Consider the following 16,436-nt stretch of genomic DNA (forward strand, 5'->3'; position numbering starts at 1 on the left):
GAAACAACTACCGCCGGAAGGTTTATAGGTTCAAGCTTCTTGAACTCTTCGTGAGAGAGCTTTAAAAACTTTTCGGGTTTGTCTTTGTTCCATATAAGTATGTCTACTGTAGTGTTTCCCACGTCAATAGTTGCCTTTCTCATTCCTTCCTCAGATATCCGCCTCCTCCCGGTGTTTCTATCCTAAGTCTATCTCCCTTTTTAAGCGTCGTGTAAAACTTTGAGGACATCTCCTTCATCTTTCCTTCGGTGATAATTAGGTTTTTCCCGGGTTTTCCCGGTTCTCCCCCGAAAAGTCCGTATGGAGAAAGCCTCCTTCTTTCTGAAAGAACAGTAACCTCAACCTCTGTTAAGAACTCATACTCCCTCACTATCCCGTCCCCGCCTTTATAAAGTCCTTCACCACCCGAGTTTTTTCTTATTGAGTATTCTCTCACGAGGACAGGATAGTGATGTTCAAGGGCCTCTATGGGCGTATTCATCGTGTTCGTCATGTGGGAGTGAACGGCACTCTCGCCGTCTCCTTTTGCACTCGCTCCCATTCCCCCGCCTATGGTCTCGTAATAGGTAAAGGGCTTTCCGTCTTCGGGATTTATTCCGCCCACGGCTATGTTGTTCATGGTTCCTTGACTTGCTGCAGGAACTTCTTCGGGAATAACCTTTGAAAATGCTCCCAGAACAACGTCAACAATCCTTTGGGAAGTTTCTACGTTTCCACCTGCAACACCCGCCGGAAACTCTGCATCAACAACCGTTCCTTTTTTCGTTATTACCTCTATGGGTTTAAAGTAACCCTCGTTTATGTGTATATCTCTACCGAGTAAGGCTATTACTGAGTAGTATACAGCTGATTCGGTTATAGACTTAACAGTGTTTATTCCTCCTTTCGTTTGAGGATCAGACTCTGTAAAGTCAAAAATTATTTTATCTTTTTCTACCTTTAACCTTAATTTTATCTTTATGTCTCTTCCTTCATACCCGTCATCTTCCATGTAGTCCTCAAATTCGTAAACACCTTTCGGTAACTTCTTTATTCTCTCTCTCATATACCTCTCGGAATAACTTATTAATTCTTTTGCGTAAAAGTTTACCTTCTCAAGTCCTTCTTTCTCAATAAGCTCTTTCAGTCTTTTTATTCCCATTATGTTTGCCATTATCTGAGCTTTAAAATCTCCTTCTCTTTCCTCGGGGGTTCGGACGTTTCTTAAAAACACTTCCATAAAGTCTTCGTTTATTACTCCCTTTTTTAACATCTTCAAGGGAGGAATTATTAACCCCTCCTGGAATATACTTGTTGATATGGGCATTGAACCTGCACTTGAGCCTCCCACGTCCGCATGGTGGGCTCTGTTTGCAACGAAGAAAACAATTTCCCCTTTATAAAATACAGGGGCAACAAGGGTTATATCGGGGAGGTGAGTTCCTCCCATATATGGGTCGTTTAATACAACCATATCCCCTTCTTCAAATGTGTGTTTTTTTATCGCTGTCTTTACCGAACTTGGCATAGAACCCAGGTGAACGGGAATGTGGGCTGCCTGAGCTATTAGGTTTCCCTCTTTATCAAATATCGCACAGGAGAAGTCCCTTCTTTCCTTAATGTTCGGGGAAAATGCCGTTCTTTGTAGAACCAATCCCATCTCTTCCGCTACCGAGCTGAAGGCGTTCTTGAAGACCTCAAGCAGTAAAGGGACTTTATCCATCTTGACACCTCTGTCAGCTATTTATACAATAATATATTGGCACGTGTGATAAGAGCTGGCGTAGCTCAGTTGGCAGAGCGCGGGATTTGTAATCCCGTGGGCGCGGGTTCGAGTCCCGCCGCCAGCTTGGACTTGGGGCAGGATGCAAGGAGGGGTGGCCGAGCGGCCAAAGGCAGGGGACTGTAAATCCCCCGGGCGTCCGCCCTGCGCAGGTTCGAATCCTGCCCCCTCCATGTTATAATATTTACAAGTACAAGCGGGCGTAGCTCAGTTGGTAGAGCAGCGGCCTTCCAAGCCGCAGGTCGCGGGTTCGAGTCCCGTCGCCCGCTCCATAATTACCTATGATGCAATGTTTCCTTTCTTTCTTTGCAGGATTCATAATAGGTTTTCTTTTAGCTATTTCTCTAATCATAGGCATAACCCTTATTCCCTTTATACTTCTCGTTGTGTTAGGAGTGATACTCTACTACTACGTAAAGTACAAAAGGGAACAGAAAAGAATCAGAAGATATTTTGAGGAGCTGTAAAATCACCCACAACAACCGATATAATTAATTAGGAATGGTAGACAGGGTAAGCTTATACCGTCTTATAAGCTTCCTCACGGAGAAGGGAAAAACGGAAGAAAGGAAACATAAGGAAAAGGAAATAAGGGAGGAGTATAAGTTAACAATCTCGGAGCTTGCTAAAGAGCTTTCCCAAAAAGAAGTAAAAGAGAATACTGATAAAAGGGTTGAGAGAATAAAAGAACTCCTGGAAAAGGGGGAGTATAAAACAGAAGATAAAGCCATACTCGAAGCTTTAGAAGATTTCTTCACCTGATAAACTAAAACTTATGTGCGGTATAGTGGGATATACTGGGAGGGACTTAGCCCTTCCCGTGATTATAGGAGCTCTCGAAAGACTTGAATACAGAGGTTATGATTCTGCCGGTGTTGCACTTATAGAGGATGGTAAACTCGTAGTTGAGAAAAAAAAGGGAAAGATAAGAGAACTTGTTAGAAGTTTATGGGGTAAAAATTATAAGGCCCACACGGGCATAGGACATACGAGATGGGCAACTCACGGAAAACCGACCGATGAAAACGCTCATCCCCATACCGATGAAAAAGGCGAGTTTGCCGTAGTCCACAACGGGATTATAGAGAACTATATAGAACTTAGGGAAAAGTTAAAAAGTGAAGGGGTTAAGTTCAGGTCCGACACCGATACAGAAGTTATAGCTCACCTGATAGCTAAAAACTACAAAGGAGATCTCCTTGAGGCCGTATTGAAAGCGGTAAAGGAATTAAAAGGTTCCTTTGCCTTTGCGGTGATAACCATTCACGAGCCGAATCGCATAATAGGTGTAAAGAGCGGAAGTCCCTTAATTGTTGGTCTCGGAAAAGGAGAAAACTTCTTAGCTTCGGATATCCCTGCTATACTCCCTTACACAAGGAAGATAATAGTTCTTGATGACGGGCAGATAGTGGATGTAAGACCGGATAGTGTAAACGTTTACAACTTTAACGGTGAGCCCGTATCCAAGGAAATAATGATTGCCCCATGGGACCTAATTTCTGCGGAAAAAGGAGGCTTTAAACACTTTATGTTAAAGGAAATATACGAACAGCCTAAGGCTGTAAACGATACGATAAAAGGTTTTCTCTCTACTGAGGAAACTATTCCATTTAGCTTAAAAGACTTCAGGAGAATTCTCATAATAGCCTGCGGAACTTCATATCACGCAGGACTCGTAGGTAAATACTGGATTGAGAGATTTTCCGAAGTTCCCGTTGAAGTTATATACGCCTCCGAATTCCGGTATGCGGACATTCCCATATTCGATAAGGACCTCGTTATAGGTATATCTCAATCGGGAGAGACGATAGATACGAAGTTCGCGCTCCAGCACGCAAAAGAAAAGGGAGCTTTTACAGTGGGTCTTGTTAATGTAGTCGGAAGTGCCATAGATAGGGAGTCAGACTATACCCTTTACACCCATGCGGGACCCGAAATAGGTGTGGCTGCAACTAAAACCTTCACCGCTCAGCTTACTGTTTTATACGCACTTGCGGTAAGAGAAAACGAGGAAAGGGAAACTCTTCTTAAATACCTTGAAAAAGTTCCCTCACTTATAGAGAATACTCTTAATTCCGCTGAGGAAATTGAAAAAACTTCGGAAAAATACCTAAAGAAGAAGGACTTCCTATACCTGGGAAGGTATCTAAACTACCCTATAGCCCTTGAAGGGGCTCTTAAACTTAAGGAAATTTCCTACATACACGCGGAAGGATACCCCGCCGGAGAGATGAAACACGGCCCGATAGCACTCATAGACGAAAACGTGCCCGTAGTGGCGATAGCTCCCCGGGACAGAGTTTACGAGAAGATGCTCTCAAACCTTGAAGAGGTTCTTGCGAGAAAAGGAACAGTTATATCCGTAGGCTTTAAAGGGGACAAAGTGTTAAAGGAAAAATCAAAAGATTTCATAGAGATTCCGAAAACAGAAGAACCAACAACACCTTTCTTAACCGTTGTTCCCCTCCAGCTCCTTGCCTACTTCATAGCGAGCAAGCTCGGTCTTGATGTAGACCAACCGAGAAACTTGGCAAAAACTGTTACAGTGGAGTGACTACTCCTCTTCCTCAACAAATGTGGCGAGAATAGTTTCTATAATTCCGAGAATTATGGAAATAACGTTTGCTGCAAGGGCTCCCATGGCAAGCCCTATTGCTTCCTCTTTATCCCCTAAGAAGTAAATAAAACCTGCGGGTATAAGGTGAAGGTCAGCAACCAAGCTGGAAGCCATAAGCTCGTTTGAGAGTATCCTTCCCTCGCCCATCTTGAGTATTGTTGCGAATAGATTCATTGATATTGTGAGAACAAGTTCGTAGGGATTCGGGCTTACTATAAAGCTTATATTTGTTGTGAGAGCCATAAGAATAAAAAAGTGAGTCAGTATCTTCCTTAGCTTCATCATTATTACGATTTTAAACAGGAAGGAGTTCCTCTTTAACTATAATTTTTCCCTCCTCTTTTTTAATATCCCTAACTATATCCGAAACAAAGGGAATCATGAGTTTATCCCCTTCAAGAACGAGAACGTCATAAGGACCCATATCCTGAACCCTTGAGACTTTCCCGAGTTTTTTTCCCTTGTCCGTTTCTACTTGCATACCTACGAGTTCGTAGGCGTAAAACTCATCTTCCCCGAGTTCGGGAAGTTCTTCCTTAGGGAGAAATATCTTAGCTCCCCTGAACTGTTCAGCCTCTTCTATGGAATCGTATCCCTTTAGCTTCAGTATCACTTTATCGTTCATAAAATCTACCCACTCAACCTCAAAAGGAACATAATCACCTCCCTTTCTTTTGAGGTAAACCCTCTCAAGGTTTTCAAAAAAATCAAGAGGCATGTAGGGAAGAACCTTTAGTTCTCCTTCAAGACCGAAAGTATCAAGAACCTTTCCTATAACCACGCACTCCATATTATTAAAAATTATTTCCCCTCTTGCATACCGACCGGTCGGTATGTAAATTTCTAACTATGGATACGAAAGAGAAAATACTACTTTCAGCCAAAAGGCTTTTTTCCGAAAAGGGATACTACGGAACGAGTGTTGAGGAGATAGTAAAGACGGTAGGACTATCAAAGGGAGCCTTTTACTTTTACTTTAAGAGTAAAGACGAAGTTTTTAAAGAGCTTATAGAAAGAATACATACTGAAATTATGAAAAGCCTTGAGAAATGGAAAAATGTAGGCGGAAAGAATGGACTTATAGGTTTCATACTTGAACTCGTTGAGAAACTTTACGAAGAAAGGGATATAGTGAATATCTTTCTTTTTCAGGCTATTTCTTGCGGTGAGGATTTTAGAAAGCTTTACTTTGAGAAAACAGGAGGGGTAAAGGAAGGTATAAAGGAACTTCTTGAGGGAAATGAGAAAGAACTTCTGAGCGATATAATCCTCGGGTTCATAAGACAGATTATCCTTGAATACGTGATAAAGGAAAGAAGGGAAAAAGAGTTTATAAAGAATTACGTAAAACGTGGACTGGAGAGAATAACGGAGGGAAGGGAATGTTAATAATTCTTTTCTTATTCTCCTTTATTTTTTCCCTTGATTTGAGAGATTTATGGAGGGAAACGTTAAAGAATAACTTTTTATTAAAAGCTCAGAAGAGAGCTATAATTTCATCGGAATACGAATTGAAAGCCTATAAAAATCTGTATCTTCCCCGGTTTTCAATAAATTACTCTCATAATTATCAAACTGCAAAACAAAAATTTGATATAAATTTTCCCGTAAATATAGAGTTTTCAAAAAAACGGTTTAAAGTCTTTTCCGTAAGCCTTACTGAGCTCATATACGACTTCGGGAAAAGGGAAAGGGCCGTAAGCATAGCAAGGGATAAAAGAGATATTGAGAAACTAAATTACGAAAGGAAAAAGAGGAAGCTTCTTCTTGAAGTGGGTATCGCATATCTGAACGTCCTGAGGGCGAAGGAGATTATTGAAACATACCAAAAGGAGTATGAAGCTGTAAGCTCCCACTACAAGCTCGCAAAGGCGTTATACGAGAAAGGACTTGTTGCCTTTGCTGATATCCTGGAAGCTAAGGTGAGACTTTCGGAGGTTAAAGCGAAGCTTGAGAGGGCGAAATCGGACTACAGAATAGCCCTCTTTAACCTTAGCAGGCTGACGGGAATTCCGGAGGAAAGGTTAAAAAAACTTAAAAAACCCGAGATAAATCTTCAATTGGGAACTCCTGAAGAGTATGTAAAAACCGCTTTAAAAAACAGGAGAGAGATTAAAATTTACAGAAAGTTAATTGAAATTGCGAAAAAGGAAGAAAAGATAAGCCTGGATGGGTTTTTGCCGAGTGTTTTCGTGAGAGTTTCTTACGATTACACAGATAGAAATCCCGTTCTTGAGCCCAAGGGTATTACCACGCTCTCTTTGGGGATTTTGGCAAACTTTCAGGGTATAAGGCCTTACTACGATATGAAGGCAAAAAAGGAACTTGTTTTAAAACTCATTAACGAACTGGAAGACCTAAAGAAGCTAATAGAACTTGAGGTTAAAACTGCATACGAGAGGCTTGAAAATGCACGCGTAAGACTGCAGGTTGCCAAAGAATCCCTCAGATACGCCGAAGAACACTACAGATTAGCACTCGGGCAGTATAAAAATCAGCTCATCTCCCATACGGACCTTATAACCGCTGAAGCCAGGCTAACCGCTGCGAGAAAAAGGCTCGTTCTCGCGAGATACGAAGTTTATGAGAACTACTTAAAACTTCTGGAGGCTTCCGGATTAATAGGAGGAGAGATATGAAGAAATGGGTAGGAGTAAGTATTTTGGTTCTAATAACGCTCGTCTTCTCAGTTTACGCATTTCTCTGGATAAAGCACAGAATGGAGTATGCGGTAAGTAACGCGGTGTTTGTTAGAGCTGAAAGATTATCTTACCTTTCCTTTAACGTTCCGGGAAAGGTTTTAAAGGTTCACAAGAATTTAGGAGATTTTGTTAAGAAAGGTGAGGTTCTCGCAGAGCTTGACCCCGAATACTACGAGCTTGAGCTTAAGAGTCTTGCAAGGAAACTTTCCGCTTTAAAGGAGAAAAAGAAGGCCCTTGAAATAAAAAAAGAAAAACTTGAAAAGGAGTTAAAAATTAAGCTAAAAACTGCAAAACTTGCCGCTTCAGAAGTGAAGAAAGAGATAGAAGCTCTAAGGAAGAAACTAAAGGAAATAGATATAAAACTTGAGCTTTTGAAAAGAGATAGAGAGCGATACAAAGCCCTATTTCAAGATGGGTTAATACCGAGGAGAAGGTTTGAGGGTATTGATACGGAGTATAAGGTTGTTTTTGAGGAGAGAAAGTATTTAAGCAAGAAACTTGAGAAACTTAAGATTTCTTATAGAAGAGCTTTAGAAGGTGTTGAGCTTGTAAAGAATGCTTTTAAAAGCGTTGAAGAGATTGAGAAGAAATTAAAAAGCCTTTCGGAGGAGATTAAAGCTCTTGAAAGAAGGAAGGATATTGCAAAAAAGAAACTGGAGGATACCCGCCTAACCGCTCCATTTGAAGGGGTTGTAGCGAAACGCTTCATAAGTGAAGGAGACGTTGTGAGGGCCGGACAGCCTGCTTTTGCCCTGATAGACCCTAAGAGTTTTTACATAGAAGTTCTACTTGAGGAAACAAAGCTTGAGGGAGTCAAAAAGGGAAGTAAAGCCTACGTTCGTCTTGATGCTTATCCCGATAAGGTTTTTGAGGGGGTTGTTGAAGAGATTTCCCCGGCTTCCGCTGCAACCTTTGCGTTAGTCCCCAGGGATGTTTCCGCAGGAGAGTTTACGAAGGTCGTCCAAAGGATACCCGTGAAGATAAGGATAACTAAGGGAGATGTAAGGCTTTTAAGGGTTGGAATGGGAGGCGAGGTTGAGATAAGGAGGGAAAGGTGAGCGAGCTATACGAAAAGATTACACCAACCCAGAGGGTAATACTCACGGTCTCACTTCTCACGGGCGTGTTTATGGCTATCCTTGATACGACCATCGTTGACGTTATCGTTCCCAAGCTCATGGCTCCGCTATCAACGGACCTTTACGGGGTTCAATGGGTGATAACCGCATACATGACCGCAGCGGCAACCGCTATACTCCTCGTTGAATGGTTGGAAACGAAGGTAGGACTGAAGAAGGTCTTTCTTAGTGGGCTCTTTCTATTTACAACCGCTTCGTTCTTTGCAGGGAATGCTCAATCTCTTGCATGGATGATAACCGCAAGGGTTTTTCAGGGCTTCGGAGAGGCTTTAATCATAGTTAGTGCAGAGGCTATGCTCTTTACCGCATACCCACCACAGAAAAGAGGGCTCGCTATGGGTATATACGGTCTTGGGGTTAGCTTTGCTCCTGCACTCGGGCCAACACTCGGTGGCTGGATTACCGAACATATAGAGTGGCGGTGGGTGTTCTACATAAACGTTCCCATAGGGATAATAAACTTCGCCTATGCACTTTTCTTTCTTCCCGAGCACAAGCCTTCCCATAAAATAAGGCTTAACTTCGTTTCCTTCTTTTTTATTTCAGTCTCCACCGTTTCTTTACTTATAGTTCTATCCAAGGGTCAACAATACGGTTGGTTTTCTTCCGAATTTATAGGAAAGCTTACCTTCCTGAGTGTAATTACTTTCCTTCTCTTTTTAATCTCGGAATCTGTTTCTAAGAATAAGCTAATAGACCCTCGTATATTCAGGATAAAGGAGTTTGTCGTAGCTTTTTTAGTTTATTTCTTACTTTTGGGTTTCTCAATGTATCAGGTCTTTTACTTAATACCCTTGTATTTTGAGCACCTTAAGGAACTTCCGACCTTCCGGACAGGTCTTCATATACTTCCTTTGGCTCTTGCGGTTGGGGTTTCTTCACCCGTTGCGGGTATTTTGAGCGATAAGCTCTCCGAGAGAATACCCCTATACTTTGCAGTAGCCGTTTACCTACTTTCAACCCTTTACTTTCTTCCTAAATTTGATTACTTCACACCTTCCTGGAACGCATCTATAAAGCTAATAGCGGTAGGGATAGGCCTCGGGTTTTTCTTTGCCCCTGTTACGAACTTGGCATTAAAGAAACTCGGAGATTTCACTACACTGGGAGTCAGTCTTATGCATTACATAAGGTTTGTAGGGGGTTCTTTCGGCACGGCACTCGCTACAAATGACCTTCAAAGAAGCCTATGGGAAAACTTTGACAGAATAACTGAAATACAAAATTACCACATGGTTTCCCTTTTAATTCAGAAACTAAGCTTTCTTCTCTGGATAACCGAAGAAAAAGCAAAGGCGTTATTTTATAAGGTTGAACTCTTATACGCACTTTCCGACGCTTTCAGGGAAACCTTTTTCATTGCGGGGCTTTGGGGTGTGCTCGGAAGTTTTCCCGTTTTTTACCTCTTTATTGAGGGTTTAATTAAGAGGGAAAGGGGTTAAATACCCCTTTCCGCCATGTATATAACGAGGTCCCTGAGTCTGCAGGAGTATCCCCACTCGTTGTCATACCAAGCGGCTATGTGAACCAGATTGCCGATAACTTGAGTAAGAGGTGCATCGTATATAGCGGAGTGGGGATTTCCCACTATATCCGTTGATACTATGGGGTCTTCACAATACTGAAGAACTTCCTTTAGGTAAACCTTTCCGCTGTTCTTATACTTTTCGGCTGCTTCCTTAAACCTTTCGTTAACCTCCTCAACCGAAGAAGGAGCTTTATTTACAACAACCGTTAGATCTATGAGTGAACCGTCGGGAACGGGAACCCTCCTTGCGGTTCCGTCAAGTTTTCCTTTCAGTTCCGGAATAACCTCTCCTATAGCCTTAGCCGCTCCGGTGGTTGTCGGAACTATGTTAATAGCTGCAGCCCTTGCCCTCCTCAAGTCCTTGTGGGGTAGGTCCAGTAGTCTCTGGTCGTTTGTGTACGCATGGACCGTAACCATGTATCCCCTATCAATCCCGAAGGCTTCATTTAGAACCTTCACGCAGGGTGCAAGGCAGTTCGTTGTGCAGGAAGCGTTTGAGACTATGTTATGTTCCTTAGGGTTGTACTTTTCTTCATTCACTCCGAGAACAACTGTTATATCGGGATTTTTCGCAGGGGCGGTTATTATTACTTTCTTGGCTCCCCCTTGAAGGTGCTTTGACGCGTTCTCACGATCCCTGAACACACCGGTAGCCTCAATAACGATATCAACTCCCAAGTCTCCCCAAGGTATCTGAGAAGGGTCCTTCTGGGCAAACACCTTAATTTCCTTTCCCTCAACAACAAGGGTGTCTTTTTTTGCTTCAACGTCTCCTTTAAATATCCCGTGAACAGAGTCGTACTTTAAAAGGTGTGCGAGCTGATTTGCGTCTGTAAGGTCGTTTATCGCTACTATTTCTATTTCTTCCCTTCCCCAGGATGCCCTGAAGAAGCTCCTCCCTATCCTACCGAATCCGTTTATGCCTACCTTTATACCCATAGTGTTAAATAATTATAAAGGCCTTTCCTATACCTATAATAGTTAGTATGGACATACTTGTGGTAGGCGGTGGTGTTATAGGACTTTCTATAGCCCTTGAACTCCTCCTTGCGGGGCACAACGTAAAGGTGATAGTAAGAGACGAGAAGGAAGGAGCTTCCTGGGTAGCGGGAGGGATGCTTGCCCCCTTTTCCGAAGGACTAAAAGGGGATTTCTTAAGGTTCTCCGTAGATAGCCTAAAGCTTTGGAGTGAGTATCTTGATATACTCAAAGACGTTTCGAAGAGGAACGTCTTTTTCTCTCAGGGAATCCTCAGGATAGCCCTTACTGAAGAGGAAGAGGAAAAGCTCAAGCGTGACGTTAAGGAATATACACAGACATATTGTCAAAACGTAGTTTCTTACGAGGGTGGCGAGCTTCTCAAAGAGTTTCCCTACATAACCGAAGACGTTAGATACGGGGTTATATACGGGGATGAGGGAAACGTTGATACGGAAGAGCTTATGGAAGCCCTATACAGAGCTGTAGAAAACTTAGGGGGAAAATTTGTAAGAGAAGACGTTCTGAGAGTATTGCGGGAAGGGGACAAAGTTGAAAAGGTTTACACCTTCTTTAATGAGTTTACCGCGGACTACTACGTTTTTGCTACCGGCTCGTGGCTAAAAGAACACTTCAGATTTCCCGTTTACCCCGTAAAGGGTCAAATCTTAAGAGTTGAGGCACCTATAAAGGATTACGTTATATACTCAAGTAAAGCCTACATAATACCCAGAGAGAAGGACCTCCTCATAGGTGCAACCACGGAAGAGGCAGGCTTTGACCACAGGAAAACCCTCGGAGGCTTGTCAAAGCTCTCCGGGGGAGCCATAGAGGTTGTTCCTTCCCTTTCTGATGCGGAGCTCCTTGAGGTGAGAGTCGGCTTCAGACCGGGGACACCCGACGAGATGCCAGTCTTTTACTTCGGTGAGAACTTCTCGGTTTACGGAGGACACTACAGGAATGGAATACTCCTTGCTCCCGCAACCGCAAAGGTTGCCTTAAGGCTAATAGACACCAACGAGGTTTCCGAGTTCTTTAAAGTGTTCTCACCTTACAGATTTAAGGGGGAGACATGATAGAATATGAGCCCGTATACGACATAACCGCGGATGCGGGAATAAGGGTGAGGGCTAAGGATTTACCTTCCCTGTTTTGTTCCGCACTTCTTGCTACCTTTAACGAGATAACAGATATAGAGAAAGTTGAGCCGAAAGAAGAACACGTGATAGAGGCGAGTAACGTTATGCCCTTTCTCCTTGCCGACATAATAAACGAGGCTCTGGTTCTTCACGAGAGTAAACACTTCGTAGCTTCCGAGTGTGAGGTTCTTGAACTTAAGGATGATTTTGTAAAGGTAAAACTGAGGGGTGAGACCTACAACCCCCGGAAGCACCCTTCAAAGCTCGTTATTAAGGCCGCCACATACCACAGGCTAAAGGTGGAAAAGGAGAACAACCACTACGAGGCGGAGGTAATTTTTGACATATGAACGGTAGGTATTTTATCGCCCTTACAGTAGGTTTAAACGTAGTTGGTGGAATTATAGCAGGTGTGCTTGTAGGTTTTGGCTTTGACTGGGCTATGGAAAACTGGTTCGGTCTAAGCACAAAACCCTGGGGTTTGATGTTTTTCTTCTTTATAGGAATAATAGCGGGGTTTAAGAACGCCTACGTTGATCTAAAAAGAGTAATGAGGGATTTAAACCCTCCTGAAAAAGAAGGAAAAAAGGACTCCGATTAAGTTCTGGGAGAGGCTGAAAACTGCGGAGGGAAGGGCAGAAACCTTTGAGAAGTATTTAACCGCAAGAACAGCGGAAAGTCCCGAGTTCTGCATACCTACTTCTATTGAAAGGGTTTTTGCCATTTTTCTGTCAAGTCCTGCGAGGACACCGAAGGTATAACCGAGGGCAAATCCCAAAAGGTTATGTACAAGAACTACGATAACGATTAAGAGACTAATTTTTTTAAGGACGGTATAGTTTATCGCAAAAATCGTCGCTATTATTAGGGAGATTGAGAATATAGCCACGTATGGGAGGAAGGTTTCAACGTGCTTCATATGTCTTCTGAAGAAGTATCTCAGGACCATACCGAGAAGAACGGGGAGAACGATAATCCTTAAAGTTGTCTCCGCCATCGGTATAAAAGGAACTTCCACGTATTTACCTGCGAGTATGTAGGTCCAGAGAGGTGTGAAGATGGGAGAACTCAGGGTTGATACTGTTGTCATTGATATGGAGTAGGAAAGGTCTCCTCGGGAGAGGTATGTTATGAGGTTGGAAGCGGTTCCCCCGGGTGCGGAACCAACGAGAACAACACCGACAAATAACTCGGGGGGAAGCTTGAACAGTTTTGAAAGAAGATAGGCGGAAAGGGGCATAATTGTGAACTGAAGAAAGGCACCGTAAAAGACAGCAAAGGGTCTTTTAAATACATTTCTGAAGTCTTCGGGTGTTAGGGTTAGCCCCATTGATAGCATAATCAGGGTAAGTAAGGGAACTATCCAACCTTTAAAGTTTTTAAAGAATTCGGGAAAGAGTATTCCGCCCAGGGAAAAAACTGTAAGTATAAACAAAAAGCTTATATCCCGCTTCATCCCAGTATAAGCCTGTATAGAAATACGAGGGGAGGGAGTATTATGCTCTGGAGAACTCCCGTAAGGAGAAGCACGGTTATTATGAGAAAGCCGTACTGCTCAAACCTATAAAACATTTCCCAGTATTTGTAAGAAAGAAAGCTCATAACCGCCTTGCTTCCGTCAAGGGGAGGAATGGGAAGTGCGTTAAAAAGGCCGAGAACAAGGTTTATCAACACGGCTTTAGTCGTGAATATCATAAGTGGAATGAGGAGAAACTTACCTATCTCGGGAGGAACGAGAGGGAGAATTTCCCTAAGAATCCTGTTCGTAACTCCGAACAGAACGGCGAGTGAGAAGTTGGCAGTCACCCCGGCTATTGATACAAGAAACACACCTTTTCTTAGGTCCCTGAAGTTGTAAGGGTTTATGGGAACAGGTTTTGCCCATCCGAACAGAATGGGAGACCCGATCAGCATAAGAAGCCCTGGAAGTATTATTGTTCCGAGGGGATCTATATGGGGTATGGGATTTATGGTAAGTCTCCCTGCATCCTTCGGAGTGGGATCACCCATCTTGTAGGCTACCCAGCCGTGGGCAACCTCGTGAAGAATAACGGCAACCATAAGGGCAGGTATTGTAAGTATCAGGTCCTCAGGTCTCATAAACATAGTTCTTTTAATTGTATAGCATATATTATAAATAAACATTCACTTACGGAGGTTAAGAAATGAACATAACGCAGTATCTTACGGAGGAACACAGGAAGTGCGATAACGTATACGCAGAAGTTGAAAAAGCTGTTTCGGAAGGAAACTGGGAAAAGGCGGAAGGACTCTTCAAAGATTTCAAGGAGAAAACACTTCTTCACTTCAAGAAGGAGGAAGATATCCTCTTTCCCGAGTTTGAAGAAAAAACGGGTATAGTAATGGGACCCACCCAAGTTATGAGGATGGAGCACAATCAGGCAAGGGAGCTTTTAGAAAGAATGGAGAAAGCTCTGAAAAACAGGAATAAGGATGAGTTTTTATCCCTCGGTGAGTCCCTTATGATACTCATTCAACAGCACAATATGAAGGAGGAGCAGATACTCTACCCTATGTCGGACCAGAACCTTAACCCCGAGGAAATGGTCAGTAAGATGGCGGAGCTGGGAAAGGTATGATTCCCGGAGGACTTAACCTTTTATACCTGCCACCCTTCAGTATAATAGCCCGCTTTTTTATAACAGCACTTCTTTTTCTTAACGTATTTTCCATTTTCTTATGCTTTAGCTACCTTAAAAAATCCCTTAATCTAACCCCTGCGGTTCATCTCTTTACCCTCGGTTTTATGGCTAACACTATGATAGGAGCGCTATTCCAAATGCTTCCCGTAGTTGCGGGAGCAGTTATAGAAAATTCCTTAAGAAAGGCGACGATTACTCATGTTCTTTTGAACCTCGGAACGCTTCTCTTTACCTTTGGGCTTTACTTAAACAGCCCTTTCCTAACCCTCGTGGGATACCTTATCCTTATTTCGGGATTTTTATACATAGTTCCCCATATGCTTTATAAGCTTATGAGGGTTGAAAACTTGAGGGATGCCCCAAGGGGATTTATATTCGCCCTTCTCTCGTTCATTATCGGACTGCTATTTGCAACGCTTCTCGTTCTTAATCTGACTTTCGGAGCGGGAATTAACCACGCCTACCTTCTTGATACCCACCTCAGCTTTATGCTCTTTGGCTGGACTACAATTCTCGTTGCGAGTGTTTCTTTCCAAGTAGTTGAGATGTTTTTTGTAACCAAATCTTATCCCCGATTAATCACCAGATACTTACCTCCCTCAGCGTTCTTTCTATTAATTCTTAAGGCTTTCTTTCCTAAAAATCCTTTTATTGATGTCATCCTCATTTTCTCTTTCATAGCTTACGCGTTTATCACAACTGAGCGTCTATTTACAAGGAGGAGAAAGATAAAGGATCCCCTTATAAACCTTTGGTATCTGGCGATGTTCTTCCTTACACTCTCATCTATGTATTACCCTTTTAGGGATAGGTTTTTCCTCGTTTTCTTAATTACTTTTGGTCTTTTTGCCTTCAGCATAATCATGGCAATGATGTATAGAATAATTCCCTTCCTCGTATGGATGCACCTCTCAACAAAGGGAATCCCGAAAGCCCCCACTATGCACGAGGTAATAAAACCCAAATACGTATGGATAAACTTTTATCTCCACGTTTCCTTTATACTTTCCCTCCTTCTAATTCCCTTTAAAATTTACCTTCTCCCTTTAATTCTGCTTATCCTTAATTCAGTCCTCTTTCTCCTTAACATATCAAGGGGTGTATTTCTATACTACAGGTTACGTGCCTAAGAACTGCAAATTAGGGATAGAATGTATTCAAATGATTAGATTTTACAGTTCTCGGGCTCAACCCATAAATACTACCCCCTATCCCGAGAAGGGACTCGGGGTTACTTTGAAAAAGAGATCCATGAGCTTTAGCCTTACGGGATTGCAGAGCTTGACAAAAAGAGTCTTTATGTCCGCAAAGGGTGAGGTTCTGGAGGTGTAGCTTTCATCCACCTCCACCACTTCCATTCCCGCCTCTTCAGCCTTGTATTTGATAAGGTTAAGAAGCTTCCTTAAAAGAACAAACCCAAAGTTCTGGTTGTTTATCCTCCCGAGATTTATTCTGTCCTTGCCTTCAAGTGCGTTTCTGCCTATGTGGATGACTTTGTGTCCCGTCTCGTAGAGTATGTCCACCACCTTCCTCGCTATCCTGTGGAGCTGGGTATCTATCCACCTCCTCCTGTGAGCAGAGAGAACTATGCTCCTAAGTTCAAGCTCTTTGAGTTTTTCTTTCGGATACTCAAGTTCTTCTTTCTTCCTGATACTATGAAGCTTCTTAGCTGAGGGTTTTCGTAAACTACCGCAAGAAGCTCGTCAAGTCCTACGTCAATACCCGCTCTGTATTCTCCTGTATCTCTTCTATTTCCCGCTGATAGACCCACGTCTACGTAAAGGTCTTCTCCGAAGAGTTTGAGTCTTCTTTTCTTTTCTTTCTCTTCCCGAACCCCTTATTGTAAGTACCCTCTTAGCTGATGACATTTTCAACCACCTTCCTGAGCTTTCTCCTGGTTGAATAATA

The 16,436-nt window shown here is 42.7% G+C and carries 20 protein-coding genes and 3 tRNA genes; 15 read left to right on the top strand and 8 right to left on the bottom strand.

The genetic code is table 11. From position 1 onward, the window contains the following. Nucleotides 1-139 precede the first annotated feature (139 nt). Nucleotides 140-1,702: a hydantoinase B/oxoprolinase family protein gene (locus tag ACWB1W_RS07415; protein ID WP_479370740.1), complete on the bottom strand. Its 1,563-nt coding sequence runs from the start codon at nucleotides 1,700-1,702 to the stop codon at nucleotides 140-142. A gap of 54 nt (nucleotides 1,703-1,756) precedes the next feature. Here ACWB1W_RS07415 and ACWB1W_RS07420 point away from each other — a divergent pair. The 6 genes from ACWB1W_RS07420 (at nucleotide 1,757) to glmS (ending at nucleotide 4,316) form a co-directional block, all read left to right on the top strand. Then, a tRNA-Thr gene (locus tag ACWB1W_RS07420) sits at nucleotides 1,757-1,829 on the top strand. A 21-nt stretch (nucleotides 1,830-1,850) separates the two neighbouring features. Beyond that, nucleotides 1,851-1,935 (top strand) — tRNA-Tyr (locus ACWB1W_RS07425). A 23-nt stretch (nucleotides 1,936-1,958) separates the two neighbouring features. Next, nucleotides 1,959-2,034: transfer RNA gene (locus ACWB1W_RS07430), tRNA-Gly, on the top strand. A 9-nt stretch (nucleotides 2,035-2,043) separates the two neighbouring features. After that, nucleotides 2,044-2,229, top strand: a complete 186-nt coding sequence (locus tag ACWB1W_RS07435) for a hypothetical protein (protein WP_479370741.1) — start codon at nucleotides 2,044-2,046, stop codon at nucleotides 2,227-2,229. 34 nt (nucleotides 2,230-2,263) lie between these two features. Then, nucleotides 2,264-2,524: a hypothetical protein gene (locus ACWB1W_RS07440; protein WP_479370742.1), complete on the top strand. Its 261-nt coding sequence runs from the start codon at nucleotides 2,264-2,266 to the stop codon at nucleotides 2,522-2,524. Nucleotides 2,525-2,537: 13 nt separating this feature from the next. Further along, nucleotides 2,538-4,316: a glutamine--fructose-6-phosphate transaminase (isomerizing) gene (gene glmS / locus ACWB1W_RS07445; RefSeq protein WP_479370743.1), complete on the top strand. Its 1,779-nt coding sequence runs from the start codon at nucleotides 2,538-2,540 to the stop codon at nucleotides 4,314-4,316. On the opposite strand, the gene ACWB1W_RS07450 is transcribed toward glmS, so the two are convergent. Continuing rightward, a complete protein-coding gene (locus ACWB1W_RS07450) occupies nucleotides 4,317-4,664 on the bottom strand; it encodes a DUF6394 family protein (RefSeq protein WP_479370744.1) in 348 nt (115 codons plus the stop codon). It lies immediately after the preceding gene. A 10-nt stretch (nucleotides 4,665-4,674) separates the two neighbouring features. Further along, nucleotides 4,675-5,169: a ribosome maturation factor RimM gene (gene rimM / locus ACWB1W_RS07455; protein WP_479370745.1), complete on the bottom strand. Its 495-nt coding sequence runs from the start codon at nucleotides 5,167-5,169 to the stop codon at nucleotides 4,675-4,677. A gap of 59 nt (nucleotides 5,170-5,228) precedes the next feature. On the opposite strand from rimM, the gene ACWB1W_RS07460 reads away from it, so the two are divergent. Genes ACWB1W_RS07460 through ACWB1W_RS07475 form a run of 4 tightly spaced genes read left to right on the top strand, consistent with a single transcriptional unit; the run spans nucleotide 5,229 to nucleotide 9,662 of the window. After that, complete coding sequence (locus tag ACWB1W_RS07460; protein ID WP_479370746.1) at nucleotides 5,229-5,768, top strand: TetR/AcrR family transcriptional regulator; 540 nt, start codon at nucleotides 5,229-5,231, stop codon at nucleotides 5,766-5,768. After that, nucleotides 5,762-7,018 carry a TolC family protein gene (locus ACWB1W_RS07465; protein WP_479370747.1) on the top strand — a complete coding sequence of 419 codons (1,257 nt, stop codon included), beginning with the start codon at nucleotides 5,762-5,764 and terminating at the stop codon, nucleotides 7,016-7,018. The genes ACWB1W_RS07460 and ACWB1W_RS07465 overlap by 7 nt, the downstream gene beginning before the upstream one ends. After that, nucleotides 7,015-8,139: an EmrA/EmrK family multidrug efflux transporter periplasmic adaptor subunit gene (locus ACWB1W_RS07470; protein ID WP_479370748.1), complete on the top strand. Its 1,125-nt coding sequence runs from the start codon at nucleotides 7,015-7,017 to the stop codon at nucleotides 8,137-8,139. Before ACWB1W_RS07465 ends, ACWB1W_RS07470 begins: the two co-directional genes overlap by 4 nt. After that, nucleotides 8,136-9,662 (top strand): DHA2 family efflux MFS transporter permease subunit, encoded by a 1,527-nt coding sequence (locus ACWB1W_RS07475; RefSeq protein ID WP_479370749.1) that lies wholly within the window; start codon nucleotides 8,136-8,138, stop codon nucleotides 9,660-9,662. Before ACWB1W_RS07470 ends, ACWB1W_RS07475 begins: the two co-directional genes overlap by 4 nt. Here the strand turns inward: ACWB1W_RS07475 and gap are convergent. Beyond that, nucleotides 9,659-10,687, bottom strand: a complete 1,029-nt coding sequence (gene gap, locus ACWB1W_RS07480) for a type I glyceraldehyde-3-phosphate dehydrogenase (protein WP_479370750.1) — start codon at nucleotides 10,685-10,687, stop codon at nucleotides 9,659-9,661. The genes ACWB1W_RS07475 and gap overlap by 4 nt on opposite strands. Before the next feature lie 47 nt (nucleotides 10,688-10,734). Here gap and thiO point away from each other — a divergent pair, with 47 nt between their 5' ends. From thiO to ACWB1W_RS07495, 3 genes are read left to right on the top strand one after another with little or no spacing between them, the layout of a single operon-like run. Continuing rightward, nucleotides 10,735-11,802, top strand: a complete 1,068-nt coding sequence (gene thiO / locus ACWB1W_RS07485; RefSeq protein WP_479370751.1) for a glycine oxidase ThiO — start codon at nucleotides 10,735-10,737, stop codon at nucleotides 11,800-11,802. Continuing rightward, nucleotides 11,799-12,215, top strand: a complete 417-nt coding sequence (locus tag ACWB1W_RS07490; protein WP_479370752.1) for an archease — start codon at nucleotides 11,799-11,801, stop codon at nucleotides 12,213-12,215. The genes thiO and ACWB1W_RS07490 overlap by 4 nt, the downstream gene beginning before the upstream one ends. Further along, nucleotides 12,212-12,466 carry an AtpZ/AtpI family protein gene (locus ACWB1W_RS07495; RefSeq protein WP_479370753.1) on the top strand — a complete coding sequence of 85 codons (255 nt, stop codon included), beginning with the start codon at nucleotides 12,212-12,214 and terminating at the stop codon, nucleotides 12,464-12,466. The genes ACWB1W_RS07490 and ACWB1W_RS07495 overlap by 4 nt, the downstream gene beginning before the upstream one ends. On the opposite strand, the gene ACWB1W_RS07500 is transcribed toward ACWB1W_RS07495, so the two are convergent. Both ACWB1W_RS07500 and ACWB1W_RS07505 read right to left on the bottom strand, forming a co-directional pair. Beyond that, nucleotides 12,425-13,300 (bottom strand): bile acid:sodium symporter, encoded by an 876-nt coding sequence (locus tag ACWB1W_RS07500; protein WP_479370754.1) that lies wholly within the window; start codon nucleotides 13,298-13,300, stop codon nucleotides 12,425-12,427. The two genes, ACWB1W_RS07495 and ACWB1W_RS07500, sit on opposite strands and share 42 nt — an antisense overlap. Nucleotides 13,301-13,317: 17 nt before the next feature. After that, entirely contained in the window at nucleotides 13,318-13,971 is a 654-nt protein-coding gene (locus ACWB1W_RS07505) for a site-2 protease family protein (RefSeq protein WP_479370755.1), read from the bottom strand. Between the two features lie 59 nt (nucleotides 13,972-14,030). On the opposite strand from ACWB1W_RS07505, the gene ACWB1W_RS07510 reads away from it, so the two are divergent. Together ACWB1W_RS07510 and ACWB1W_RS07515 are read left to right on the top strand one after the other, a co-directional pair. Next, a complete protein-coding gene (locus ACWB1W_RS07510; RefSeq protein ID WP_479370756.1) occupies nucleotides 14,031-14,465 on the top strand; it encodes a hemerythrin domain-containing protein in 435 nt (144 codons plus the stop codon). After that, nucleotides 14,462-15,658: a hypothetical protein gene (locus ACWB1W_RS07515; RefSeq protein ID WP_479370757.1), complete on the top strand. Its 1,197-nt coding sequence runs from the start codon at nucleotides 14,462-14,464 to the stop codon at nucleotides 15,656-15,658. The genes ACWB1W_RS07510 and ACWB1W_RS07515 overlap by 4 nt, the downstream gene beginning before the upstream one ends. A gap of 78 nt (nucleotides 15,659-15,736) precedes the next feature. Here the strand turns inward: ACWB1W_RS07515 and ACWB1W_RS07520 are convergent, their stop codons facing one another. Together ACWB1W_RS07520 and ACWB1W_RS07525 are read right to left on the bottom strand one after the other, a co-directional pair. Continuing rightward, nucleotides 15,737-16,051: an IS200/IS605 family accessory protein TnpB-related protein gene (locus ACWB1W_RS07520; RefSeq protein ID WP_479370758.1), complete on the bottom strand. Its 315-nt coding sequence runs from the start codon at nucleotides 16,049-16,051 to the stop codon at nucleotides 15,737-15,739. A 62-nt stretch (nucleotides 16,052-16,113) separates the two neighbouring features. Then, a complete protein-coding gene (locus ACWB1W_RS07525; protein ID WP_479370759.1) occupies nucleotides 16,114-16,299 on the bottom strand; it encodes a hypothetical protein in 186 nt (61 codons plus the stop codon). Nucleotides 16,300-16,436: the final 137 nt, after the last annotated feature.

It is taken from the genome of Aquifex sp., assembly GCF_056494385.1.

What these genes read in the sequence shown, in the direction of transcription:
- ACWB1W_RS07460 (WP_479370746.1), top strand. Translation starts at nt 5,229, where the DNA reads ATGGATACGAAAGAGAAAATACTACTTTCAGCCAAAAGGCTTTTTTCC.
- ACWB1W_RS07435 (WP_479370741.1), top strand. Translation starts at nt 2,044, where the DNA reads ATGATGCAATGTTTCCTTTCTTTCTTTGCAGGATTCATAATAGGTTTT.
- ACWB1W_RS07515 (WP_479370757.1), top strand. Translation starts at nt 14,462, where the DNA reads ATGATTCCCGGAGGACTTAACCTTTTATACCTGCCACCCTTCAGTATA.
- ACWB1W_RS07505 (WP_479370755.1), bottom strand. Translation starts at nt 13,971, where the DNA reads ATGTTTATGAGACCTGAGGACCTGATACTTACAATACCTGCCCTTATG.
- ACWB1W_RS07470 (WP_479370748.1), top strand. Translation starts at nt 7,015, where the DNA reads ATGAAGAAATGGGTAGGAGTAAGTATTTTGGTTCTAATAACGCTCGTC.
- ACWB1W_RS07465 (WP_479370747.1), top strand. Translation starts at nt 5,762, where the DNA reads ATGTTAATAATTCTTTTCTTATTCTCCTTTATTTTTTCCCTTGATTTG.
- ACWB1W_RS07510 (WP_479370756.1), top strand. Translation starts at nt 14,031, where the DNA reads ATGAACATAACGCAGTATCTTACGGAGGAACACAGGAAGTGCGATAAC.
- ACWB1W_RS07495 (WP_479370753.1), top strand. Translation starts at nt 12,212, where the DNA reads ATGAACGGTAGGTATTTTATCGCCCTTACAGTAGGTTTAAACGTAGTT.
- rimM (WP_479370745.1), bottom strand. Translation starts at nt 5,169, where the DNA reads ATGGAGTGCGTGGTTATAGGAAAGGTTCTTGATACTTTCGGTCTTGAA.
- ACWB1W_RS07415 (WP_479370740.1), bottom strand. Translation starts at nt 1,702, where the DNA reads ATGGATAAAGTCCCTTTACTGCTTGAGGTCTTCAAGAACGCCTTCAGC.
- thiO (WP_479370751.1), top strand. Translation starts at nt 10,735, where the DNA reads ATGGACATACTTGTGGTAGGCGGTGGTGTTATAGGACTTTCTATAGCC.
- ACWB1W_RS07450 (WP_479370744.1), bottom strand. Translation starts at nt 4,664, where the DNA reads ATGATGAAGCTAAGGAAGATACTGACTCACTTTTTTATTCTTATGGCT.
- ACWB1W_RS07440 (WP_479370742.1), top strand. Translation starts at nt 2,264, where the DNA reads ATGGTAGACAGGGTAAGCTTATACCGTCTTATAAGCTTCCTCACGGAG.
- ACWB1W_RS07490 (WP_479370752.1), top strand. Translation starts at nt 11,799, where the DNA reads ATGATAGAATATGAGCCCGTATACGACATAACCGCGGATGCGGGAATA.
- gap (WP_479370750.1), bottom strand. Translation starts at nt 10,687, where the DNA reads ATGGGTATAAAGGTAGGCATAAACGGATTCGGTAGGATAGGGAGGAGC.
- glmS (WP_479370743.1), top strand. Translation starts at nt 2,538, where the DNA reads ATGTGCGGTATAGTGGGATATACTGGGAGGGACTTAGCCCTTCCCGTG.